At 67.9% G+C, this 23193-nt stretch carries 23 protein-coding genes, 4 tRNA genes and 1 pseudogene; 20 read left to right on the top strand and 8 right to left on the bottom strand.

Features of this window, described 5'->3' with window-relative positions:
- Positions 1-57: 57 nt before the first annotated feature.
- From ACW17W_RS12870 to ACW17W_RS12855, 4 genes are all read right to left on the bottom strand, one after another.
- Positions 58-1857 carry a lysozyme gene (locus ACW17W_RS12870; protein WP_492077294.1) on the bottom strand — a complete coding sequence of 600 codons (1800 nt, stop codon included), beginning with the start codon at positions 1855-1857 and terminating at the stop codon, positions 58-60.
- Between the two features lie 77 nt (positions 1858-1934).
- Positions 1935-3362, bottom strand: coding sequence for a magnesium transporter (mgtE, locus tag ACW17W_RS12865; RefSeq protein WP_492077293.1), 1428 nt, complete (start codon positions 3360-3362; stop codon positions 1935-1937).
- Positions 3363-3430: 68 nt separating this feature from the next.
- Positions 3431-3515: transfer RNA gene (locus ACW17W_RS12860), tRNA-Leu, on the bottom strand.
- 169 nt (positions 3516-3684) lie between these two features.
- Positions 3685-3936, bottom strand: coding sequence for a FliM/FliN family flagellar motor switch protein (locus tag ACW17W_RS12855; protein WP_492077292.1), 252 nt, complete (start codon positions 3934-3936; stop codon positions 3685-3687).
- Between the two features lie 74 nt (positions 3937-4010).
- Here ACW17W_RS12855 and lipB point away from each other — a divergent pair, with 74 nt between their 5' ends.
- The 4 genes from lipB (at position 4011) to ACW17W_RS12835 (ending at position 7630) form a co-directional block, all read left to right on the top strand.
- Complete coding sequence (gene lipB / locus ACW17W_RS12850) at positions 4011-4769, top strand: lipoyl(octanoyl) transferase LipB (protein WP_492077291.1); 759 nt, start codon at positions 4011-4013, stop codon at positions 4767-4769.
- A 128-nt stretch (positions 4770-4897) separates the two neighbouring features.
- Positions 4898-6382 (top strand): S41 family peptidase, encoded by a 1485-nt coding sequence (locus ACW17W_RS12845; RefSeq protein WP_492077290.1) that lies wholly within the window; start codon positions 4898-4900, stop codon positions 6380-6382.
- 83 nt (positions 6383-6465) lie between these two features.
- Positions 6466-6975 carry a peptide-methionine (R)-S-oxide reductase MsrB gene (gene msrB / locus ACW17W_RS12840; RefSeq protein ID WP_492077289.1) on the top strand — a complete coding sequence of 170 codons (510 nt, stop codon included), beginning with the start codon at positions 6466-6468 and terminating at the stop codon, positions 6973-6975.
- A 49-nt stretch (positions 6976-7024) separates the two neighbouring features.
- Entirely contained in the window at positions 7025-7630 is a 606-nt protein-coding gene (locus ACW17W_RS12835; RefSeq protein ID WP_492077288.1) for a hypothetical protein, read from the top strand.
- A 69-nt stretch (positions 7631-7699) separates the two neighbouring features.
- Here ACW17W_RS12835 and ACW17W_RS12830 read toward each other — a convergent pair.
- Positions 7700-7774: transfer RNA gene (locus ACW17W_RS12830), tRNA-Thr, on the bottom strand.
- Between the two features lie 96 nt (positions 7775-7870).
- On the opposite strand from ACW17W_RS12830, the gene ACW17W_RS12825 reads away from it, so the two are divergent.
- From ACW17W_RS12825 to ACW17W_RS12765, 13 genes are all read left to right on the top strand, one after another.
- On the top strand, positions 7871-8071 hold the full coding sequence (locus tag ACW17W_RS12825) for a hypothetical protein (RefSeq protein ID WP_492077287.1): 201 nt from the start codon (positions 7871-7873) through the stop codon (positions 8069-8071).
- Between the two features lie 104 nt (positions 8072-8175).
- Entirely contained in the window at positions 8176-9483 is a 1308-nt protein-coding gene (murA, locus tag ACW17W_RS12820) for a UDP-N-acetylglucosamine 1-carboxyvinyltransferase (RefSeq protein ID WP_492077286.1), read from the top strand.
- On the top strand, positions 9473-9964 hold the full coding sequence (locus tag ACW17W_RS12815) for a DUF2948 family protein (protein ID WP_492077285.1): 492 nt from the start codon (positions 9473-9475) through the stop codon (positions 9962-9964). The genes murA and ACW17W_RS12815 overlap by 11 nt, the downstream gene beginning before the upstream one ends.
- Entirely contained in the window at positions 9961-10443 is a 483-nt protein-coding gene (locus tag ACW17W_RS12810) for a UPF0262 family protein (RefSeq protein WP_492077284.1), read from the top strand. The genes ACW17W_RS12815 and ACW17W_RS12810 overlap by 4 nt, the downstream gene beginning before the upstream one ends.
- Before the next feature lie 105 nt (positions 10444-10548).
- Complete coding sequence (infA, locus tag ACW17W_RS12805) at positions 10549-10767, top strand: translation initiation factor IF-1 (RefSeq protein ID WP_008261544.1); 219 nt, start codon at positions 10549-10551, stop codon at positions 10765-10767.
- 12 nt (positions 10768-10779) lie between these two features.
- Positions 10780-11355 (top strand): Maf family protein, encoded by a 576-nt coding sequence (locus ACW17W_RS12800; protein ID WP_492077283.1) that lies wholly within the window; start codon positions 10780-10782, stop codon positions 11353-11355.
- Positions 11352-12404, top strand: a complete 1053-nt coding sequence (locus ACW17W_RS12795) for a ribonuclease E/G (protein ID WP_492077282.1) — start codon at positions 11352-11354, stop codon at positions 12402-12404. The genes ACW17W_RS12800 and ACW17W_RS12795 overlap by 4 nt, the downstream gene beginning before the upstream one ends.
- Before the next feature lie 2 nt (positions 12405-12406).
- Positions 12407-12574, top strand: a complete 168-nt coding sequence (locus ACW17W_RS12790) for a DNA gyrase inhibitor YacG (RefSeq protein WP_492077281.1) — start codon at positions 12407-12409, stop codon at positions 12572-12574.
- Positions 12575-12657: 83 nt separating this feature from the next.
- Positions 12658-12733 (top strand) — tRNA-Phe (locus ACW17W_RS12785).
- Positions 12734-13325: 592 nt separating this feature from the next.
- Complete coding sequence (locus ACW17W_RS12780; RefSeq protein WP_492077280.1) at positions 13326-14201, top strand: MotA/TolQ/ExbB proton channel family protein; 876 nt, start codon at positions 13326-13328, stop codon at positions 14199-14201.
- Between the two features lie 5 nt (positions 14202-14206).
- A complete protein-coding gene (locus ACW17W_RS12775; RefSeq protein WP_492077279.1) occupies positions 14207-14647 on the top strand; it encodes a biopolymer transporter ExbD in 441 nt (146 codons plus the stop codon).
- Positions 14648-14661: 14 nt separating this feature from the next.
- A complete protein-coding gene (locus tag ACW17W_RS12770; RefSeq protein WP_492077278.1) occupies positions 14662-15390 on the top strand; it encodes an energy transducer TonB in 729 nt (242 codons plus the stop codon).
- Between the two features lie 179 nt (positions 15391-15569).
- Positions 15570-15646, top strand: a tRNA-His gene (locus ACW17W_RS12765).
- Between the two features lie 122 nt (positions 15647-15768).
- Here the strand turns inward: ACW17W_RS12765 and ACW17W_RS12760 are convergent.
- Positions 15769-17640 (bottom strand): patatin-like phospholipase family protein, encoded by a 1872-nt coding sequence (locus ACW17W_RS12760; protein WP_492077277.1) that lies wholly within the window; start codon positions 17638-17640, stop codon positions 15769-15771.
- 209 nt (positions 17641-17849) lie between these two features.
- Here ACW17W_RS12760 and ppdK point away from each other — a divergent pair, with 209 nt between their 5' ends.
- The 3 genes and pseudogenes from ppdK (at position 17850) to ACW17W_RS12745 (ending at position 21551) form a co-directional block, all read left to right on the top strand.
- Positions 17850-20540: a pyruvate, phosphate dikinase gene (gene ppdK / locus ACW17W_RS12755; protein ID WP_492077276.1), complete on the top strand. Its 2691-nt coding sequence runs from the start codon at positions 17850-17852 to the stop codon at positions 20538-20540.
- 131 nt (positions 20541-20671) lie between these two features.
- Positions 20672-20853, top strand: a pseudogene (locus ACW17W_RS12750) (2-dehydropantoate 2-reductase); the annotation flags it as partial.
- Between the two features lie 170 nt (positions 20854-21023).
- Positions 21024-21551: a porin family protein gene (locus tag ACW17W_RS12745; protein ID WP_492077275.1), complete on the top strand. Its 528-nt coding sequence runs from the start codon at positions 21024-21026 to the stop codon at positions 21549-21551.
- 83 nt (positions 21552-21634) lie between these two features.
- On the opposite strand, the gene ACW17W_RS12740 is transcribed toward ACW17W_RS12745, so the two are convergent.
- Complete coding sequence (locus tag ACW17W_RS12740) at positions 21635-21913, bottom strand: hypothetical protein (protein ID WP_492077274.1); 279 nt, start codon at positions 21911-21913, stop codon at positions 21635-21637.
- A gap of 123 nt (positions 21914-22036) precedes the next feature.
- Entirely contained in the window at positions 22037-23158 is a 1122-nt protein-coding gene (locus tag ACW17W_RS12735) for a beta-ketoacyl-ACP synthase III (protein WP_492077273.1), read from the bottom strand.
- Between the last annotated feature and the right edge of the window lie 35 nt (positions 23159-23193).

The raw sequence follows: 23193 nt of genomic DNA, 5'->3' as shown, positions 1-23193 counted from the left end.
TGCGGGGTTAGCATGAACCCCGCCCGGCCCGCGAGGGGCCGCGACCAGGAACCGCCTTCAGCGGTCGTCGCTGAGACGCTGGTAGATGTTGTAGGCCGACACCCCGACGCAGGCGGCCCCGATCACGGCCAGCACAGCGGCGATGGCCACGATGCCCTGGACATCGGTCGTCGCCAGCGAAGCCTTGCGAAGCGCCGCCATGGACATCGCCAGGGACACCAGGCCGAAGCCGCCCATGACCAGATAGGCCCAGACCCGACGCCAGCTGAAGCCTTCGGGCTTGGCGTCGAACGGGTCGGGCCAGACGCCCGGCCCGTTGGACAGGTTCAGGCTGCCGTCGTCCTCGAACAGGGCGGGCGCGTCCGGATCAGCCGTCGCCTCATCCCGGGGCCAGACCAGTCGCGGAGTCGACAGGCCGACGCCCTCTGCGGCGACGCCCGACATCAACAGCTGGCCGCTCGCGGCCGCCTCGTCGCCAAGGGCCGGCCAGACGATCTGCCCCGGTGAGGGCGCCGTCGCACCGGTAAAGGGGTCGGCCGCGACCGGCGTCTCGGGCAGTTCGAGCGGCACGGGCCCGGTCCGGGGGCCGCCATAGGTCGTCGCCCGCTCATCGACCGGCGCCGCCTCGGCCTCGAGGGCGGGAGGGGCGAAGCTGACGACCTGGACGACGTCGGTCCCGGCGTTCGAGGTCGTCTCATGCTGTGCGTTGGCTTCCGGGGCGTCGGCCTCGACCGCGTCGACCGCGCCGGGCTCGGCCGGCAGGGTTGCGGCCATCGACGTCGTCAGGGTCAGGGCGTCGGGCGAAGCCGAGGTTTCGGCCAGCGCCGCGTCTTCGACCACCGCCGCACCCTCGGCCGTGGCGATCGGCGCACCGGGAGCGAAGACAGGGATTTCTACCGGGGGAGCCGGATCGGCGACCGTCGCCTCATCCGCAGCGGGCGCGTCATCGACGCTGTGGGGAGTCTCTGCGATCGGGTCGGCGACGGTCTCGCCCGCCGCCGCGGTCGCCAATGTGTCGGCGTCTGTTATTCCGGCGTCCGCAGGGGTCGCCGTGCCGGCGGCGTCAGGGACGGGCGCCACTGCTCCAGAGTCTTCGGTTCCTGTCTCCGCGACGTCGGATGCTTGGGTTTCCGTCGTCCCGACCTCAGGTCCGGGGGTGATGTCTGTCGGCGCGACGGGCTCGTCCACAGCGTCGACCGGCGCGTCGACCGCCGCAGTGATGACGCTGTCGAGTTCCGGAGCCGGCGATGCCGACAGGTCCGGGCCGGATTCGGGCATGGCGCAGTCGGCCGTCGGGGCCGGCGCTTCGTCAGGCGTGGAGGCGATCCCGGCCACTTCCGGCTCATGGGCCGCCGGCGCCGGGACGGGCAGGGGGGCGGCAAGCAGGTCGGACAGGGTGACGGCCGTCCCCGGCGCAGCGACAAACAGCGCGCGCTCGGCGGCGCGGCGGCGCAGGCCGGCATCCCGCACCGGCGGTTCAGGCCAGGCGACCATGGCGTCGGCTGCATCGGCCTCGGCGCCGGCATTGACCCGCGACAGGACGTCAGAGGATCGGAAGGCGTCGACGCCCACCGAGAAGGCGAAACTGGCCAGGGCATCATACTGATGCTGGTTCACCGGACGTCCCAGCCCCTCGGTCAGGGCGGTCTGGACCGGGATCAGGTCGTATTGCAGCAGCAGTTCGGCGTCGGCCTCGCTGACGCTCGCGCCCTCACGCGCCGAGGCGGTGTGCCCATAGCCGACCACCCAGCGGCCGTCCTCGCGCTGGATGGCGCGCGGGCGAAAGCCCTCGAAGCTCTTGATCAGCAGGACGCCTTCGCGAGAAATCTTCATTCGCTGCATGACGGGTTCGGACACGGACATTGACCCAATACGGCACAGGCTCCTTCGCCCGAAACGGGTTCAAGCAAACGGCGAGCCAGCCGCATCCCGCCTTACAACAGAACCAGGGTCGCGAGACCGAGGAAGATCAGGAATCCGAAAAAGTCGGTGGTGGCGGTTACAAATACTGCCGACGACACGGCCGGGTCGAACTTCATCTTCGACAGGGTCAGGGGCGTCAGGACGCCGATCGACGCTGCCACCAGCAGGTTCAGCACCATGGCCGAGGCGATCACCACACCGATCCTCCAGTCCTCATCCCGGAACCACACGCCCGCCGCCAGTCCGATCAGCGGGGCCAGGATCAGGCCGTTGGCCAGCCCGACCGCCATCTCGCGCCAGAAGGTGCGGGGCGCGTTGGAGCTGTTCAGCTCACGCGTGGCCAGAGCCCGCACGGTCACGGTCAGGGCCTGGGTGCCGGCGTTGCCGCCAATGGCCGAGACGATGGGCATCAGGACGGCCAGGGCCACGATCTGCTGGATCGTGCCTTCAAACAGACCGATGACGCTGGCGCCCAGGGCGGCTGTCGCCAGATTGATCGCCAGCCAGGGCACGCGACCGCGCACAATGTCCAGCACGCCCGAACCGCGATCCTCGTCAGACACGCCGGCCAGACGCAGGATGTCCTCGCGGTTCTCCTCCTGGATGATGTTGACGATGTCATCGACCGTGATCTGGCCGACCAGCCGTCCGCCCGCATCGACGACGGGCGCCGAGATCAGGTGGTATTTCTCGAAGATGTAGGCCACCTCTTCCTGATCCTGATCGACGGTGATCTCGTTCACCGGCTCCATCAGTTCGGTCAGGCGGGTCGAGCGTGAGGCGCGCAGCAACTGGCTGACCGCGACCCCGCCGACGGGCCGGTTGACCGGATCGACCACATAGATGTCGAAGAACAGTTCGGGCAGGTCCTCGCCCTGGGCCCGGACGTGGTCGATGGTGTCGCCGACGGTCCAGAACTGGGGCGCGGCCATCACCTCGCGCTGCATCAGGCGGCCTGCGGATTCCTCGTCATAGGCCAGGGAGGTCTCGATGGCGGCCCGGTCGGGGGCCGGCATGGCCGACAGCACCTTCTCGCGCTGGTCGTCCTCCATCTCCTCGACCACGGCGGCGGCGTCGTCTGAGTCCAGCTCCTGCAGCGCCTCGGCCAGGATGCCGGCAGGCACACGCTCCAGAACCTCCTCGCGGATGCCGTCGTCGAGTTCGGGCAGGGTGGCGGCCAGCAGTTCCGGCGGCAGCCACAGCACCACGACAGCGCGGTGCTCGGCCGTCAGAAAGCCCATCAGGTCGGCGACGTCGGCCGGGTGGAGGTCTTCCAGGAGCGACCGCAGCCGCATGCCGTCGCCGTCGTCGGCGGCGTCCACCACCTTTTCGACGAAGGCGGCGGTGAGGACATAGTCCTCATCGAGGGCCTCATGGTCCTCCACCTCGATTTCGAGGTCCTTGACGTCAGGTTCGAGAGTGGCGGTTCTGTCGCTCACGCGGGCCTCCCCCTCTCTCGATGATGATCAGCCGGTAGCGCCGATTAGTATCCCTGATTCGTCACAGATGGTGCGGTCGAGAAGACTCGAACTTCCACGGGTTGCCCCACAGCGACCTCAACGCTGCGCGTCTACCAATTCCGCCACGACCGCTCGCATCGGAGCGGGGCTGATAGCGGAGGATGTCCCGAAAGGGAAGGGGGAAGAGAATGGTTAGTGGCGAGTGGCCAGTGGCGAGCAAAATGGCCCCGCCCAGTCTTCAGGACGCGTTGTTATGAGGAGGGGCGGCAGACACTCTCGCCACTCGCCACTCGCCACTGCCTCAGGCGGCGCCCGCCATGAAATCATAGAGGTCCGCCGGCCGCGTCACGGTGATGGCGATACGGTCCTCGCGGATTTCGATCTGGCCGCGGGCCACCGGGTGGTTGTTGGCCAGGATCCAGACCTCGTCGTGTTCAGAGGCGTCCAGCGGGATGACCGCGCCGCGGCCCATCTTCAACAGCTGCGCCATCGGCAGGACCGAGCGGCCCAGCACGACGGAAATCTCGACGTTGACGGCGTTGATCTGGCTCACAGCATACTCTGGCGGACGTTCCGGGCCGGGCGAAGGACTTGCGTGCGCGGCTCCGCGCCCACATTGAAGCGATCATGCTTGCCGAGCCGTTAAGTCCCGCCAACTCTTTGACCGAGGGTCGACTGATCCGTCCGGATGACCGCGCGGTCGAGTGGGCGGTGTCGACGGCTCCGGTCCCCTATGACGCGGCGGTTGTGGCGATGGAGGCGCGGGTCGCGGCGATCGCGGCGGGGGAGGCGGCCGAGCTGGTCTGGCTGCTCGAACATCCGGCTCTCTATACCGCCGGGGTGTCGGCCCGGGACGAGGACCTGCTGCTCCCGGACCGGTTTCCGGTGCATCGCACCGGACGGGGCGGGCAATTCACCTATCACGGGCCGGGCCAACGGGTGGCCTATGTCATGCTGGACCTGAACGCGCGCGGTCGCGACGTGAGGGGGCTGGTCCGGGGGCTGGAGCGCTGGCTGATCGATGCCCTGGACCGGTTCGGCGTCGAGGCCGGCGTGCGTGAAGGCCGGGTCGGCGTCTGGGTCGAACGCAAGGGACCGGCCGATACCGGCGGGCCGGATCTCGCCCCCGTCTGGCGACGCGAGGACAAGATCGCGGCGATCGGCGTCAAGGTGCGCAAATGGGTCACGTTTCACGGCGTCAGCCTGAATGTGGAGCCGGAGCTCGATCACTTCCAGGGCATTGTCCCCTGCGGCATCACCGAGCATGGCGTTACCAGCCTGGTCGATCTCGGCGTGCCCGCGACGATGGACGAGGCCGATGCGGCCCTCAAATCGGCCTTCATCCGGGTATTTGGTCCGGTTACACCGGGGCCGTCGCCGATCTGAAACGCAGGGCGGCTACGGTCGCCGATGTCGCATCGTGATGGGCGGCGGCCGGTTCGGGCTTGGCAAGCCCGGCCCGGAAAGGTTTAACGCACATCTCCCTACTGCGACCGGTTATCTGGAGTTCGCCTGTGATCCATCGTCTGCTCACCGTTTCGACGGCCGCCCTCGCCCTTGCCGTGTCGGCCGGCGCCGTGGCGGCCCAGGACTTCCGCGCCCTGGCTCGCCAGGATCTCCAGGCGGCGCACGATGCGCTTCAGGCCAACCACCCGGCGGCCGCCATCTCGGGCCCGGCCAGCGCACCCTTCCGCGCCTGGATTGACGCCGGCCTGACAGATTCGCTGACCAAGGCCTCACAGGCGGGCAGCGGCGACAGCCACGCCTATCTGATGCGCTACTACGCCGGCGGCTTCCGCGATTCCAACATCGCCATGACCCCGAGCTTCGAGGGCCTCAGCCCCTTCTTCGCCACCAGCTGGCCCGGTTTCACCACCGGCTGGCAGGGCGGCAAATACGTTGTCACCTATATCAAGCCCGGCGTGCGCGGCACGCCGCCGCTGGGCGCGGCCCTGGTCGACTGCGGCGGCAAGACCGCCGAGGATCTGGCCAAGGAGAAGCTGGACCGCTGGGAAGCCGACCTGACGTCCGAGGCGGGCCGGGTGCGCAGCGCCCCCTTCCTGCTTTGGAACCGCAACAATCCCTTTACGGCCGGCATGCCCCTGGCCTGCAACTTCAGCGTCAACAACCGCCGGGCCCGTGAATTCCGGATGGTCGGCCAGCCGGCCGTGATCGCCGATCTGGAAGCGGCCTATCGCGCCACCGTCTATGTGCCCTCCTCGACCCCGCTGGGGCTCGAGATGATCAACGGCCGCCCCTGGGTGCACGTCCACTCCTTTGCCGACAACGCCGGCTGGGAGGCCTTCAACGCCCAGATCGAGGCCCAGGTCGCCCAGCTGCATGGCCCGCAGGGCTTTGTCCTGGATCTGCGCGGCGCCCGCGGCCAGTCCTACAGCTCGACCTCGCGCGGCTATGGCCTGGCCAACCGCATCTGGACGCCTGAATTCACCGTCAGCCGCCAGCCCGCTGCGGGCGAGATCACCTATCGCGCCACCCCGGACAACCGGGCCTGGTACGCCGCCACCCTCGGCCGGATGGAAGCCGATCCCCGCTTCGTGCAGGAGTCCATGGCGGTGATCGAGGAGACGCGCGCCATCATCGCCGCCTTTGACGCCGCCCTGGCGTCGGGCCAGCCGGTCTTCACCCTGGCCGGTCGTCCCGCCGTGCCGGACACGGGGGCGCCGAACCCCGTCGCCGGGCCTGTGGTGGTTCTGGTCGACAGCGGCTGCGCCGGCGGCTGCCTCGACACCCTCGACCTGCTGACGCGTCTGCCGAATGTGCGGATCGCCGGTTCGGCGACGGCGACCGATTCGATCTTCATCGAGCCCACCGTCCAGCGGCTGCCGTCCAACTATTCGGACCTCAGCTATGGTCACAAGGCCTGGACGTCGCGCCAGCGTCCCTCGAACACCGCCTTCGTCCCGGCCCAGGGCCTGATCTACACCGGCAATCCGGCCGATGAGACGGCCGTGCGCGCCTGGGTCGGCGGCCTGTTCTAGGCTTTGACAACCCGCTTCTCCGGCGCAGGCCGGAGAAGCGGCCGGGTCTTGGAACCGGAGCGTAAAGCCCCCATTTCAGGGTTATGACCCAATTCATCGACACGACCGGATCCGCCGCTGCCCCGGGCCTTCGCTCGGGCTCCGGCTTCGACCTGACGCCGCCCAGCGAGGGCCAGCGGGTTGCGCTGGAGGCCAGTCTGAGCGCCGAGGAAAAGCGCGTCCTGTTGTCGCACGGCACCGAGGCGCCGTTCTGCGGCGTCCTGCTGGGCGAGAAGCGGCCGGGGGTGTTCTGCTGCCGGGAATGCGGCCTGCCCCTGTTCAGGGCCGGGACCAAGTTCGAGAGCGGCACCGGCTGGCCCAGCTTCACCCAACCGGTCGATCCCGACCATGTGCGCGAGATCCGCGACACCAGCTATGGCATGGTTCGGATCGAGACGGTCTGCGCCCGCTGCGGCGGCCATCAGGGCCACGTCTTTCCCGACGGGCCGCCGCCGACCGGCCTGCGCTACTGCATCAACTCTGTCGCCCTGAGCTTCGTGCCCGACGGCGAGCCCCTGCCTGATCCGTTGCTGCGGGGAGACGGCGTCGCCTGAACCCCGCCGCATTCTGGGACCAGGCTGACGCCGCCGGAGGACACCGCCCATGCTGACCGCCCCAACCGCCCTGATCGCCCTGTCGCTGCTGACCGCTTCCGGGGATCCGGAAGGCGTCATCGCCACGGCGCCGGGCGGCGTCCAGTCTGTGGCCGTGGACGCTGTGGCGCCCGTCGTCGAAGCCGGGCCGGCGGTCTCGCTCCAGGCCCTGTCGCCCCACGGGCTCAGCACGGCGGAGCAGATCGACCGCTGGGTCGGCGAGCGGGCGGCCGGCGAGCGCCCGTTTGACACCGGATCGCGCGATCCCTTCGCCTTTACGGACGACCGCAAGATGCATGGCGAGGTCTCGGCCGCCATCGGCACCGGCGACTATTCAGCCTTCGGCGCCCGGGTCTCGATCCCGTTCGGCGAGACCGGGCGTGTCGATCTCAGCTACATCCAGTCAAAGAACAGTCCGTGGGGCTATGGCTATGGCTATGGGTACGGCGGCTACGACCCCCGTTTCGGGCCCGGCTATCGCGGCCACTACGATCCGTTTTTCATAGGTGAGGGCGTTGTCGTTCCGGGCGCCGCCTTCCGCCCCTGGCGCGAGGGCGAAACCCGGATTCCGCGTGCGGATGACGCACGGAGACCGGGACCGGTCGCCGGACAATGATGGTCTGACGCAAGTTGACCGCCGAAAACAAAAAAGGCCCGGTCGTGCGACCGGGCCTTTTGTTCAGAGTGGTGCCGCCGGGGGGAATCGAACCCACGACCTCAGCCTTACCAAGGATGCGCTCTACCACTGAGCTACGGCGGCTTGTTCTGAGGAAGCGGCCGTATAGCCAAACGTCCGGCGAGGGGGAAGCCCGAAAAGCAGCTTGGCGCGGAAAGAATTCCGGCGCTTGATGGGGACATGCCCCAAGGTCCTGAATATTCCGTCCCCGCCGAACCTGCGTCTGAGGACGCCGCGCCCGCGCCTGCCGCGCCCACGCCCCCCGTATCGCACCGTTCGGCCGAGCAGACCGCGCGCGCCGCCCGGCTGGCGGCGGCGCTGCGTGACAATCTGCGCCGCCGCAAGGCGACCAAACGGCCCGCTGCGACGAACGGCAACTGAAAGTCATCGTTCAGCCGGCCCGCGCCTCTTTCGCCCACCCCCTCGCGAGCGCTAGATAGCCGGCTCGCTGCGCGCCATGAACGGCGCGCCGCTTCAGGATCGACATGGACAGTATAGCGGTTCGGGGCAACGGCCCCCTCTACGGCGACATTTCCGTCAGCGGCGCCAAGAATTCGGCGATCAAATTGATGGCCGCCTCGATCCTGACGGACCAGCCGCTGCGGCTGACCAATATGCCGCGCCTGGCCGACACGAAATTCCTCGGCCAGTTGTTGCGCCAGTTCGGCGTCGTCGTGACCGAGAGCGACGGTCCGGACGGTCAGCAGACTCTGTTTGACGCACGCGAGATCACCTCGACCTTCGCCCCCTATGATCTGGTCCGCCAGATGCGGGCCTCGTTCAATGTGCTGGGACCGCTCCTGGCGCGCACCGGCCATGCCCGTGTGTCCCTGCCCGGGGGCTGCACCATCGGCGCCCGGCCCGTCGATCTGCATCTGGACGCCCTGACCCGGCTGGGCGCGGTGATCGAGCTGGAGGAGGGCTATGTCTCCGCCGTCGCGCCCAGGGGGCTGAAGGGCGCCGAGATCGAGTTTCCGTTCGTATCCGTCGGGGCCACCGAACACACCTTGATGGCGGCTGTGCTGGCCGAGGGCACGACCGTGCTGCGCCGGGCGGCGCGCGAACCCGAGATCGGCGATCTGGTGCGCTGCCTGACCGCCATGGGGGCCAGGATCGAGGGGGTGGACACCGACGTCCTGACGATCACTGGCGTGACCTCCCTGACCGGAACCGACTGGCCCGTGATCGCCGACCGGATTGAAATGGGCTCCTACGCCTGCGCCGCAGCCATGGCGGGCGGTGAGGTGCGGCTGACGAAGGCGGCTCCCGGCCTGATCTCGGCCCTGACCGACCGGATGATCGAGGCCGGCGTCGAGATCACGCCGACGGCTGACGGGGTTGTGGTCAAGCGCGATCCGGCGGTGCGGCTGAAGGCCGTGAACGTCGCGACCGAGGTCTATCCGGGCTTCGCCACCGACCTCCAGGCCCAGTTCATGGCCCTGATGACGACCGCCGACGGCGAGAGCATCATTCACGAGAACATCTTTGAGAACCGCTTCATGCATGCGCCCGAGCTGGCGCGTCTGGGCGCCGATATCTCGGTCCACGCCGGCGAGGCGCGGGTGAAGGGGGTTCAGAGCCTCAAGGCCGCACCGGTCATGGCGACCGATCTGCGCGCCTCGGTCAGTCTGGTGATCGCCGGGCTGGTCGCTGAGGGCGAGACCACCATCGGCCGCGTCTACCACCTGGATCGCGGCTTCGAGCGGCTGGAAGAAAAGCTCGGCGCCTGCGGGGCGCAGATCCGGCGGATCTCGACGGGACCGGGCGACGGAGACGGCGGCGATGACCACTGAGGCCTCTCCCGCACCCAGGACCTCCCGCGCCATCGAACCCCTCAGGCTTCTCGCCGAGGATGACGAGGATCTGGCCATCATCTCGGCGGCCTTGCAGGACGCCATCCTGCGCCCCGCCGACATTGTCTGGGAAAAGGCGGCGCGCCGACTGACCATTGAGTTCAGCCGCTTCTGCTGGGAATGCGGCGGCACGCGCGTGCGCGCCGCCATGCAGTTCGGCGACGTCCTGGCGGTCAGGAGTCGCGGCCTCCCGCGGCTGCCGGACGCCCCCCTTGAGCTTCTGGCGCTGGATTTCGAGCCCACCGAAGCGCCGGGCGGCCGGGTCACCCTGATGTTTGCAGGCGGCGGCGATTTGCGGGTCGAGGTCGAATGCCTCGACGCCGTGGTGGCCGATCTGTCGGACCGCTGGCCGGCCCGTACGGCGCCGCAGCACCCCGAGGACACAGACCCGGCGGCCTTCCCGCCCGGAGAGGGCCGATGAGCGAACACAGGCTGCAATCGATCCAGCTGGACGCCGCCACCCTGCCGTCGGCCACGGCCGAGATCGAGCATGAGCGGCGCGTCGCCATCTTTGATCTGATCGAGAAGAACAGTTTTGAGCCCGCCGGCCCGGCCAGTGGAGGCGAGGGGGCGGGCCCCTATGACCTCAAACTGTCGCTGCAGGACAACCGGCTGGTGTTCGACATCACCTCTGCGAGCGGTTTCAGCCGCACCTATGCCCTGTCCTTGACGCCGCTGAAGACGGTGCTGAAGGACTATGTCCTGATCTGCGACAGCTACTACGAGGCCTTGCGCGGATCATCGGCGACCCAGATCGAGGCGGTCGATATGGGCCGGCGCGGCCTGCACAACGAAGGCGCCGAGGCGCTGAAGGCGCGGCTGGAGGGCAAGGTCGCCATCGACCACGAAACGGCGCGCCGGCTGTTCACCCTGGTTTGCGCCCTGTACCGCCGGGGATAGGCAGCCTCGACTTCCCGGCTGATTTCAGGCATTAGCCCGCTTCTTTCGGCTCGCGCTCCGCCCGGCGCGGGCCTAGATTCGTATAAACGGGGCGTGAGAGGCCGCATGGCTAAGGAAGAACTGCTCGAGTTTCCCGGCACCGTCAGCGAACTGCTGCCGAACGCCACTTTTCGTGTGACGCTCGAGAACGATCACGAGATCATCGCCCATACGGCCGGCAAGATGCGCAAGAACCGCATCCGGGTTCTGGCCGGCGACAAGGTTCTGGTCGAGATGACGCCTTACGACCTGACCAAGGGCCGCATCACCTATCGCTTCAAGTAAGGGACGGCCGGATTGGCCCGTCCTGACCTTGTGCTGGCCTCGGCCAGTCCGCGCCGTATCGAACTGCTGGCGCTGGTCGGGATTACGCCCGACCGAATCGAACCCGCCGATATCGACGAGAGCCCGCTCCGGGACGAGACTCCGCCCCGGCTGGCGGCGCGTCTGGCCCGGTCCAAGGCCGAAGTCGTCGCCGCCCGGTCGCCCGAGGCCGTGGTCCTTGCCGCCGACACGGTCGTCGCGGTCGGCCGTCGCCTGCTGGAGAAGGCGGCTGACGAGGCAGAGGCGACGAAATTCCTGACCCTGCTGTCCGGTCGAAACCACCGGGTCTTCACCGGGGTGGCCGTGGCGGCCGCGGGCCGGATCACCCATCGGGTGGTCGAGACCCGGGTCACCTTCAAATCCCTTTCGGGCGCCGAGATCGCCGCCTATGTCGCCGGCGGGGACTGGCGCGGCAAGGCCGGAGCCTATGGCATACAGGGCCCGGCCGGGGCCTTTGTCATCCGCATCGTCGGCAGCCATCCGGCGGTGATGGGCCTGCCCCTGTATGAGACCGTCAACCTGTTGAACGGCGCCGGCTGGCGCACGTGAGCGACTCGGGAAGGCAGGGCGAGGTCGAGCTTTTTCTTGACGACACCCCGGGCGAACAGCGCGGGATTGTGGTCAGGAACGGCCTCTTCGAACAGCTTCTGGTCCAGCGCGAGGGCGATCCGGCCGAAATGCGTCTGGGCGCCCGGTCGGTGGGGCGGGTGGTTACCGTCGAGACGGGTCTGTCGGGCGCCTTCGTCGATCTGGGCTGCGGGCCGCCACACGCCTTCCTGCCGTTCACGCGGAACCATGTCCTGACGGTCGGCGAGGCGCTGGAGGTCGTTGTCACGGCCGAGGTCCGCGAATCCAAGGGGCCGGTGGTGCGTCGGCTGGGCCCGGCTGAGGGCGCGCCGCGTCTGCTGGCGGCGGCCCCGGATCTGCGGGACGAGCTCGCCGCCATTGCGCCCGCGATCGAGATCCAGACGGGCGCAGCCGCTCTGGGCGCCGGCTTCGAGGCCGAGGAGGAGGCGCTGGCCGGGGGAGGGGCATTCGCCGCCTTCGGCATCGATCTGGCGGTGCAGCGCACCAGGGCCCTGATCGCTGTCGACATCGACTTCGCCCCCTTGTCCGGCAGAGACGCGCGGAAGGGCAGGGCGAACGCGAATCGCGAAGGCCTCAATCAGGCGGCGCGGCTGATCCGGCTGATGCGATGGGGCGGGCTGGTGGTCGTCGATCTGGCCGGCGCGGCGCATGACGGCGCGGCTTTGACCGCCCAGGCCCGGGAGGCGTTCGGCTGGGAGCCCGATGCGGCCTTCGGTCCGGTCAGCCGGTTCGGCCTTTTGCAGTTGTCGCTGCCGTGGAGGCGCACGCCCGTGGAGGACCATCTGGGGCGGGCCGGCTCGGATCGCGCCCTGCAGACCGAGGCCATCGCCCTGACCCGCCGCCTGCGCCACGCCATGCTCAGCGACACCGCCGTTCCGCGCCTGGTCGCCCGTTGCCGTCCGGCCCTGGCCCAGCGGGCGGCGTCGCTCATCGCCCGGTTGGGGCCACGCGCCGGCGTTCGACCGGATGCGGGAATCCGTCCCGGCGCCGAAATCCTCGAGGAAGTCTGACCATGGCCCAGTGCCCGATCTGCCGGACGCGACCGTCGATACCGGAATATCGTCCGTTCTGTTCCAGACGCTGTTCCGACCTCGACCTGCAGCGCTGGTTCACCGGCGCCTACGCCATCCCCGTGCCCGAGGACGAGGCCGCGCCCGAAGAAGAGGCTTCAGACGGCTGAACGGTCTGGACACCCCGTTTCGCCTCGCCTATAGACCCCGCTCCCGCGCCGGGAACCCCCTGTGGGCCCGACATTGCGCAAGGGCCTGGGTAGCTCAGTTGGTAGAGCAGCGGATTGAAAATCCGCGTGTCGGTGGTTCGAATCCGCCCCCAGGCACCATTTCCCTTTCCGCTTTCATGGTCTGTCCGTCGAGCCCGCCCGCGCGGGCGCCGACCTGGCTTCCCCCCGGGAGAGTCGCGCTGCGCCGTCATCGTTTGGCGCTGGCGTCCGGCATCGGGCAAGTCGCCGCCCCTGATGAGACCAAACACAGACAAAAGTTGCTGTCTGGTCAGCATTTCAAGGTTGACCGTTCTTCTCAGAGTTCGCGCAATATATTTGCCGTGCGACCCCGTCGTGACGGTCACATGACACCGTTTTCCGGGTGGGGGCGGCCATCAGTGCAAGTTCTCTGCGCTTGAGAGGCGAAAACGACTATGCGCCCTTGACGCTCCAATCCCGCTTCGCCAAAGACGCTTGACCGTCATCTCCAATGAAGGCGGTCAACGAACGGCGCGCAGGCGGTTTTGGCCGATGTCGCGCCGGCACCCGTCGCGGCTTCCCCAAAGGTTGCCGAGACGTTAACATAGGCGGCCGGCTGCGCTCCCTTGGGGGGCAAGGCCGGTTTGAAACGATTTCATGGAAGGGACAGGCGCCGCAGGCGTGCTGTCTCAGGGTCCACAAGTTCAGACCAAAAAGCAGGAACCGGCGACAAATGCTCGACAGCAAAAAGACCAACATCCTTCTTGCCATGGCCGGCGCCGCCGTCCTGATGGCGAGCACACCCGCGCTTGCGCAGGCGCCCGCGGAACCGACCCCCGCTGCGGCTCCCGCCGCCGCCCCGGCCGCCCCCGCCGCCGAAACGCCCGCTCCGGCGGCTGAAGCCGAGACCGGCGGTCACAGCGGCGACATCACCCCGATCTCCATGTTCATGGACGCGACCCCGGTCGTGAAGGTCGTGATGATCGGCCTGCTGCTGGCCTCGATCTTCTCCTGGACCCTGCTGATCATCAAACTGATCGAGTTCGGCAGCCTGAACCGCAAGACCGACAACTTCCTCGAGAGCTTCCGCGGCGCCCGCACCATCGCCGACATGCAAAAGGTCTCGACCGCTGAAGAGTGGGAAGGCAACCCGCTGGCCGACATGGCCGCCGCCGCCACCGAAGAAGTCGAGCTGTCGCGTCAGGCCGGCCTGAGCGTCACCGGCGATCATCGCGATTCGGCCCTGTCCCGCGCCCAGCACGCCGTCGCGGCCGTGCAGGCCGGTCTGGCCGCGCGCCTGTCGGGCGGTCAGCAGTTCCTGGCCTCGACCGGCTCCATCGGCCCGTTCGTGGGCCTGTTCGGCACCGTTTACGGCATCATGAACTCCTTCATCGGCATCGTTCAGTCGAACACGACCAACCTCGCCGCCGTGGCTCCCGGTATCGCCGAGGCCCTGCTGGCCACCGGTATCGGCCTGTTCGCCGCTATCCCGGCCGTTGTGTTCTACAACTACTTCAACACCCGTATCTCGGCCTACGGCACCCGCTCGGACGGCTTTGCCGCTGAGCTGCTGAACGCCATCTCGCGTCAACTCGACAAGGGGGCGTAAGTCGTATGGCCGCCAAACTCGGAGGCTCGGGCGGCGGCAAGTATCACGTCGAACAGAACGCAGAGATCAACGTCACGCCTTTCGTTGATATCATGCTGGTTCTGCTCATCATCTTCATGGTTGCGTCTGCGGTCGCGACCCCTGGGGTTGAAGTGAAACTGCCGATTTCCGTCGCGAAGGCCACGTCAAGTCCGCCCAAGCCGATCTTCATCTCCATCCAGACGGACGGGCGGGTGTTCATCGGCGATCAGGAGACCACCTATGACGGTCTCGGGAGCGTGCTGAACGAGCAGATCGGTCGTCGGGATCCCACCAAGGAGCGGATCTATATCCGCGCCGACCAGGGAACCCGCTACGGTGATTTCATGCAGGCCATGAACTCACTGCAGGACAGCGGCTTCTACAGCGTCGCGCTCGTCGGCGAAGACAAAGCGCCAGTGTCGTAGGAACGGGAAATCACATGACAGATACACCCGTCGAATATCACCGCAGTCGCTATGACGCCCCTCGCAGGAAGGGCTTCATGGGGGTCTCGGCCGGCGTCTGGGCGATCGCCCTGGGCACCGTCTGCGTACTTTTCGCCGCTCTGATCTTCTGGGTTCAGAAGACAAAGTTCGAAATGAAGCAGATGGCGTTTGAGGACGAGGGCGTGGAGGTGGAGATCATCGCTCCGCCGCCCCCGCCCCCGCCGCCGCCGCCGCCGCCGCCGCCGCCGGACACCCCGCCGCCGCCCAAGCTGCAGGTCCGTCCGCCGGTCGCCGTGCCCAACGCGCCTCCGCCGCCGATCACCCTGCCGATCGAGCCGACGAAGAAGGAAGACCGCGTCGAATATACGGGCCCGCCCGTTATCGTCCCCGGTCCGCCGCCTCCGCCCGCTCCTCCGGCTCCCCCCCGGCCGTCCGTGATCACCAATGTTCAGTGGTCGCGTCCGCCCCGTCCCACGGCCGACGACTTCCCGTCGCGCGCCATGGATCGCGGCATCGGCGGCTCGGCCGTGGTGCAATGCACCGCCCAGGCCAGCGGCCGTCCGGCCAACTGCCGGGTGGTGTCGGAAACGCCTTCGGGCCTGGGCTTCGGCTCGGCCGCCATTCGCATCGTCCAGCGCGGGCAACTCTCGCCCCGCACCATCGACGGCGCGGCTACGGATGCGACCTTCACCGTGCGGGTGCCGTTCAACCTGGGCGACTAGGTCGGAACGTCACCATGACTATCGAGACGCCCCGGAGTTCGCTCCGGGGCGTTTTCGTTTGTGCGCCTCCGTACTCAGGTTTCGCGGCCTGTGTGAGGTTGCCGCTTGATCAGGGCGGGCGACGCCGCTAAACAACCCGCCTCGCGCCGGGCATGGCCCGCGTCAGGGTCCGTGATCGGGCCGCCTTAGCTCAGTTGGTTAGAGCGCCGGTTTGTGGAACCGGAGGTCCTCAGTTCAAGCCTGAGAGGCGGTACCATCTCCTGTTGGAGCGACGGGTTTTCCGAGCCTCCACCCCGGACCGGCCGTTTCCCGTCGACCCGTCCTCGCCACGAGGGCGGCGGGGATGACGGAAACGGTTCGACCTGTCGGGTCCGGACCCTAGGCCTTTTCGCCCTTGTCACGTCCCGTCCGCGCCTGCTGCCCGCGTCGCGCCGGATCCTGCGGTTCAGCGGGGACCGGCGGGTGCAGCGCCGCGGCATCGTTCCCGTTCGGCGCTGCCGGAGCCGCCACGGCTGCCGCCCTGCGCTTCTTCAGGGTCTCGACCGGGCCGTCCAGCATCGCCAGGACCGACAGGGCGGCGGCATGGCCGGCGGCCACCGTCGGCTCATAGACCTTCCAGTCGCGAATATCGGCCGCACCCGGGTCGGGCAGGATCAGCACATCGGTCTCGGCCCGCGACCGCTCCAGCTCTGCGTCGGTGGTGATGGTCGCCGACCGCATCAGTATGGACACGATCGGCGGACCCGCCTTCCACGCCCCGGACGCGATCCACCGCCACCAGGACGGGGGATTCTCCAGCGCCGACGGGTCCACGCCGCGCACCTGCGACATGTCCGAACCGACGGTCGGACCGGCGTTCAGCTGGCGCATCACATCCGTGGGGAAGTTCTTGACGACCGCCCCGTCGACCAGAACCTGGCCATTGATGACGACCGGCGGCATGACGCCGGGAATGGCGATGGAGGCCCGCATCGCCCGTCGCAACAGGCCGCGTCGATGCACCTCCAGCCGGCCAGTGGTCAGGTTCGACGATACGGCGAAAAAGGGCCGGGGCATGTCGGCGATGTCGATCTCGCCATAGGCGTCGTACAGCAGCCGCGCGACCTTGCCCGCACGGGTCATGGCCACGATCGGCACGGCGATGTCGGACAGGGGGTCGGACTTGACGAAGGCGGTGCGGATACGGGCGTCCAGCTCGGCGTCGGACCAGTCGAGAGCAGGCCCGGCCGCGATCACGGCCCCCATGGAGGCGCCGCCCAGAAAATCCAGCGGGGTCTTCATCTCGTTCAGCGCCCGGACCACGCCAATATGGGCATAGGCGCGGGCGCCGCCCCCCGACAGAACCAGCCCTACGGCCGTTCCGGTGATGATCCTGGCGATGCGGCCCGAGTCGTCGACATGCCCCTCGCGGACATGAAACCAGCGCCCGGGCTCTACCGCGTCCAGCCAGACGCCGGTGTTGGCCGGGCGGGCCATCCGGCTGTCACGCAACAGGATCAGGTCGGTGAATTGATGACCCACGCCCTCCAGGCTGCGCGACGGGATCACGGACGGCGGCGCGTTCAGGGCGTCCCCGACGATGAACAGCCGGTCCACCTGACGCGCACACAGGCTCGCCCATGCCGGCTGGTCGGCCTCCGCGACATACAGGACATAGTCGTGGCTGTCCTCGACGCGGGAGAACCATTCCGAGGCCGAACGCAGCGCCGTCTCGTCGATGACCTGGCAGCTGTAGCCCATGGCGATGACGGCGGCGGCGACCCGTTCGACGAAGGCCCGGATTGGCCGGGCGCGCGCGGCGACGAAGCCGAAGACGGTCGGTTCGCCGGCCGCGCCGGCCGAATGGTCGCGCGCCCGGGTCAGCATCAGCCGTGACAGGTGGATCATCACATCCGGCTCTGTCCGGGCGACCTCGAAGAAGGCCTCGCGCGGCAGGGCCAGGATCTCGGAATCCCGCAGGGCCACCACATCGGCGGAATGGGCCGTGCCGGCGATGAGGGCCATTTCGCCCACCGGTTCGCCGGGCCGGATCACGCCCAGAAACTGCGGCGGCTGGCCCTCGGCCCGGTGAAACACCCCCAGCCGGCCGGACCGCAGCAGATACAGGCTGTCGGCCTCGTCCCCCGCTGCGAACAGGGGCTCGCCCCCGGTGAGGGCGAACCAGCTGGCCTGGTTGGCGCGATGGTCGAAAACCCGCGCGAGGGCGGCCTCCAGGGTGTCGGATCGGGGCGAAGCGCGGCGTTTGGCCATGGCGCGATCATCCCGATTTTGCACGGCGGCGCCAGAGCCCGATCATGCAATCCGCCCCGCCAGGCTGTTCCGCGAAAGCCGCGCCTCTTCAACCTGCTTTCTTCACATCCTGTTACAGGGCCTCTCGCCTTCGCGGTCGCGGCACGTTAGTCAGGTCAAACGAGCGGGCCTAACCCGCCGGACAGCGACGGCCAACTCAGGGGTTACGGATGAGCAAGTGGGTGTACGGTTTCGGCGGCGGGTCTGCCGACGGCGACGCGTCGATGAAGAACCTGCTGGGCGGCAAGGGCGCCAACCTGGCGGAGATGTCGTCCCTCGGTCTGCCGGTACCGCCTGGCCTAACCATCACCACCGAGGCCTGCGTCCACTACTACTCCAACGGCCAGACCTGGCCGGCCGGTCTGATCGAGCAGGTCGCTGACGGGCTGAAGGCCGTCGAGTCGGTTGTCGGAAAGACTTTCGGCGATGCCCGAAATCCCCTGCTGGTCTCGGTGCGTTCGGGCGCCCGGGCCTCCATGCCGGGGATGATGGATACGGTCCTGAACCTCGGGCTGAACGATCAGACGGTCGATGGGCTGGCGGCCCTGTCCGGCGACCGTCGCTTCGCCTTCGATTCCTATCGCCGCTTCATCACCATGTATTCCAACGTGGTGCTGGGGCTCGGCCACGACCAGTTCGAGGAGGTTCTGGACGACCACAAGGATCGTCTGGGCGTCAGCATCGACACCGACCTGACCGCCGCCGACTGGGAAAAGGTCGTCGCCGACTACAAGACCGTGGTGGAGCGAGAGCTGGGGGAACCCTTCCCGCAGGATCCCCAGGCCCAGCTGTGGGGCGCCGTCTCGGCCGTCTTCGCCAGCTGGATGAACGACCGGGCCAAATTCTATCGCCGCATGCACGACATCCCCGAAAGCTGGGGCACGGCCGTCAACATCCAGTCGATGGTGTTCGGCAACATGGGCGAGACCTCGGCCACCGGCGTCGCCTTCACCCGCAACCCCTCGACCGGGGAGGCCAAACTCTATGGCGAGTTCCTGATCAACGCCCAGGGCGAGGACGTCGTCGCCGGCATTCGCACGCCCCAGTCGCTGACGAAGGCTGGCCGCGAGGAGATGGGCGAGACCGCCCCCTCCATGGAGGAGGCCATGCCAGTGGTCTTCGCCGAGTTCGTCGACGTCGTCGGCAAGCTGGAGAGCCACTACCGCGACATGCAGGATATCGAGTTCACGGTCGAACAGGGCCGGCTCTGGATGCTCCAGACCCGCAACGGCAAGCGCACCGCCAAGTCGGCGCTCAAGATCGCCGTGGACCTGGCCTCTGAAGGGGTCATCTCACAGGAAGAGGCGATCAGTCGCGTCGAGCCCGCCGCGCTCGACCAGCTGCTGCACCCGACGCTGGACCCGAACGCCCCGCGCACGGTGGTGGCGGCCGGCCTGCCGGCCTCTCCGGGCGCGGCGACGGGCAAGATCTGTTTCGACGCCGATGAGGCCGAGCGGCTGAACCAGCTGGGCGACGCCGTCATCCTGGTGCGCGAGGAAACTTCGCCGGAGGACATCCACGGCATGCATGCGGCGCGCGGCATCGTCACGGCGCGCGGCGGCATGACCAGCCACGCCGCCGTGGTGGCGCGCGGCATGGGCCGCCCCTGCGTCTCCGGCGCCGGAGAGATCCATATCGACGAAAAGGCCCGGACGTTCACCGCCCGCGGCCGCACCTTCAGGGCCGGCGAGATCATCACCATCGACGGGTCCAAGGGCGAGGTGCTGGACGGCGCGGTAGCCATGATCGAGCCCGAGCTGACCGGCGACTTCCAGACCCTGATGGCCTGGGCCGACGCCGTGCGGCGGCTGAAGGTCCGCGCCAATGCCGAGACGCCGCTGGACGCCCGAACAGCGCGCGGCTTCGGCGCCGAGGGCATCGGCCTGTGCCGTACCGAGCATATGTTCTTCGACGAGGCCCGGATCGCCGCCGTGCGCGAGATGATCCTGGCCGACGACGAGAAGGGCCGCCGCCTGGCGCTCGCCAAGATCGAGCCGTTCCAGAAGTCGGACTTCGTCGAGCTGTTCACCATCATGGCCGGCCTGCCGGTCACGGTGCGGCTGCTCGACCCGCCGCTGCACGAGTTCATCCCGCATACGGACGAGGACATCGACGCCCTGGCCGCGACCTCGGGCATCGACGCGGCCAAGCTGAAGCGCCGGGCCAAGGAACTGCACGAGACCAACCCGATGCTGGGCCACCGCGGCTGCCGCCTCGGCGTCGCCTATCCCGAAATCTACGAAATGCAGGTCCGGGCCATCCTTGAGGCGGCGCTGGAGGTCAAGAAAACCGCCGCCGAAGCCCCCATCCCCGAGATCATGCACCCCCTGGTCGCCATGGGCCTGGAGATGAAATATCTGCGCGAACTGACCGATCGGACGGCGAAGGCCGTGTTCGAAAAGGGCGGGGACAGCGTCGAATACCTGGTCGGCACCATGATCGAACTGCCGCGCGCGGCCCTGCGCGCCGGGGACCTGGCCGAACACGCCGAGTTCTTCTCCTTCGGCACCAACGACCTGACCCAGACCACCTTCGGCATCAGCCGCGACGATTCCGGCCGCTTCCTGCAGGCCTATATGGACAAGGGCATCTTCGAGACCGATCCCTTCGTCCGTCTGGACCAGGAAGGCGTCGGCGACCTGATCCGCATCGCCGCCGAGCGCGGCGGGGCGGTCCGTCCGGACATCAAGATGGGCATCTGCGGCGAACACGGCGGCGACCCCGCCTCGATCGCCTTCTGCGAAGAGGTCGGCCTCAGCTACGTGAGCTGCTCCCCCTATCGCGTCCCGATCGCAAGGCTGGCGGCGGCCCAGGCGGCGCTGGTCAGCCGGGGTGGAGCCGCGCGCGAAAAGGATCGGTAGGCGCGCGACGCGCCGGAAGAGCACATTGCGCGCCGCTTGCCGCTGTCTCCCGGTGTCACCAGGGGCGGGCTTCACAGGCGCCGCCCATGACCGACGCCAGAGCCGGGTCCATCGCCGTCGTCGGCCCCGGGGCAGTGGGCGCGGACCTCGACGATGATCTGTCTGACCGGGTGGTCCAGCGGGCCGAGCCGCCGTCGCCAGACACGGTCAACTCGCTGCCCGGCGACCGGCCGGCCGGCCGATGGAGTCGGACGCCCGCAACGGCGTCATCGTGCGGCTGGGCGCCCTCCACGGGGTCGCGGTGCCCGGCTGATGGGCGACCGGCGCTATTGTTGCTCATGGAACGGCGTGTGTGCCAGTAAATCTACAGTTTCGTCGCTGCAATGAGCGCGCCATGGAACGGCCGGATAAGACGCCTATTTAACAACTCGCTGGATGGGGCTGGTGACCACAAGTCATCGACAACCAGGAGTACAAGAAACTATGCGTAACATCATTCTCTCGACCGTCGTTCTCTCTGCCTTCGCTGTGCCGGTCATGGCCCAGACAGTCACCAACCCGCAGGTCTATGGATCAGTCGGCTACACCTATCTGGATGCGGATGCCGGTCGTCTCGGCGCCATCACCGGTCGGGTCGGCGCCAAACTGACGCCCTACCTGGGCGTCGAGGGTGAAACCTCCATCGGCGTGACCTCGGATCGCTATAATGTCGGCGACGTCTCGACGAAGTTCGAACACCGCTATGACGCGGCCGCCTATGCGGTGGCGAGCGTGCCGGTCCAGTCGAAGCTCGACCTGTTCGCCCGCGTCGGTTACGGCGTGACCGAGATCAAGGCCTCGGCCCTCGGTTTCAGCGCCAGCGAGCATCTGGACAGCGTCAACTACGGGGCCGGCGCCGAATACCGGCTCGACGGTCAGAACGGCATTCGAGCCGACTGGACGCGTCGCGACTTTCGTGACGACGGCGGCGAGGCCGACACCTATGCGCTGAGCTTCGTGCGCCGCTTCTGATTGCGGTCCTAAGCTGACAGCGAAAGGGCGCTTCTCCGGTTGGGAGAAGCGCCCTTTTCGTTCGTCATCGATCCTTCTGAGCGTCAGGCCGGCTCGGCGATCAGGGCCCAGCGCATGGAGCCCTCTCCAAACGGGCGGGTGAACCATTGGCTATAGCTCTCGAAGGCCTCGACCACAGCCTGACGCAGATCCTGCGAGACCGGTTCGCCCCGACTGCGCTTCATGGCCGCCACACAGTCGATCACCACGTTCTGGTGCGCCGAGCCGCCGAGTCGTTTGAGCACCAGCGCCACGTCGCGCGCCAGGGAGTCGAGGAAGTTCAGGGCATTCTGGCCCGGCGTCTCGGTCTGGGTGTTCGCCATTGCGACGCCTCTCTGCGTTTCGCGCTGTGCTGAAGGTGAATAAAAAGCAAACTCGCGTCCCGGGCGCAAGCGATGCCGGGTGCATTGCGGTATAAATCTGCGTTCACCGGGCCAGGCAGGTCGTCAGGCGCGCTTTCTGACGAAGACGGTGCCGGCCGAATAGCCGGCGCCGAACGAGCAGATCAGCCCGGTCTCGCCGGCCTCGAACCCGTCGTTGTGCTGGTGGAAGGCGATGATCGACCCGGCCGACGAGGTATTGGCGTACTCATCCAGAATGATGACGTTCTCTGACGGCTCAGGCTCGCGACCCAGCACCTTGCGGCCGATGAACTGGTTCATGTTGATATTGGCCTGGTGCAGCCACAGCCGTTTCAGGGCCTGGGGGTCCAGACCCAGTTCGCCGGCGTGGTCGATGATCATGTCGGACACCATGGGCACCACATCCTTGAACACCTTGCGGCCCTGCTGGATGAACAGCTTGTCCGGCTTGCCGATGCCCTCTGGCGCCGCATTGTTCAGGAAGCCGAAATTATTGCGGATATTGTTGGAGAAGCGGGTCTGGAGCCGTGTGCCCAGTACGTCCCAGCCGCCGGGCCCGGCCTGGTCCGCCGCCTCGACGATGACCGCGGTGCAGACGTCGCCGAAGATGAAATGGCTGTCGCGGTCGGTGAAGTTCAGATGGGCCGAACAGACCTCCGGATTGACCATCAGCACCGCCTTGACCGAGCCAGAGGCGATGAAGTCCGATGCCGTCTTGATGCCGAAGGTGGCCGAGGAACAGGCCACGTTCATGTCGAAGGCGAAGCCCTCGATGCCGAGCGCCTCCTGCACCTCGATAGCCAGGGCCGGATAGGGACGGGGCATGTTGGAGGCGGCGCAGAGCACCGCGCCGATCTCCGACACGTCCTTGCCCCAGGCGGCGAGGGCCTGACGGGCGGCGGCGACGGCCATCTGGGCCATGACCGACAGTTCGTCATTGGACCGTTCGGGGATATTGGGCGCCATCCGCTGCGGATCGATCACCCCGGCCTTGTCCAGCACGAACCGGCTCTTGATGCCGGAGGCCTTTTCGATGAACTCGACCGAGGAATGGGTCAGGGGCGCCAGATCGCCTTCAGCAATCTGGGCGGCGTGGTCGAGGTTCCACTGATCGGCCCAGCTGTTGTAGGCCGTCACCAGCTCTTCGTTGGAAATCGAGTGTTCGGGCGTGAACAGGCCGGTGGCGGCAATGACAGAGCTTATCACTTGGCGGTCCCTGACGCTCGGCGACGGGCGCCTCG

It is taken from the genome of Brevundimonas sp. FV1ye29L, from assembly GCF_058681095.1.
This window is presented reverse-complemented; position numbering and strand designations above follow the sequence as displayed.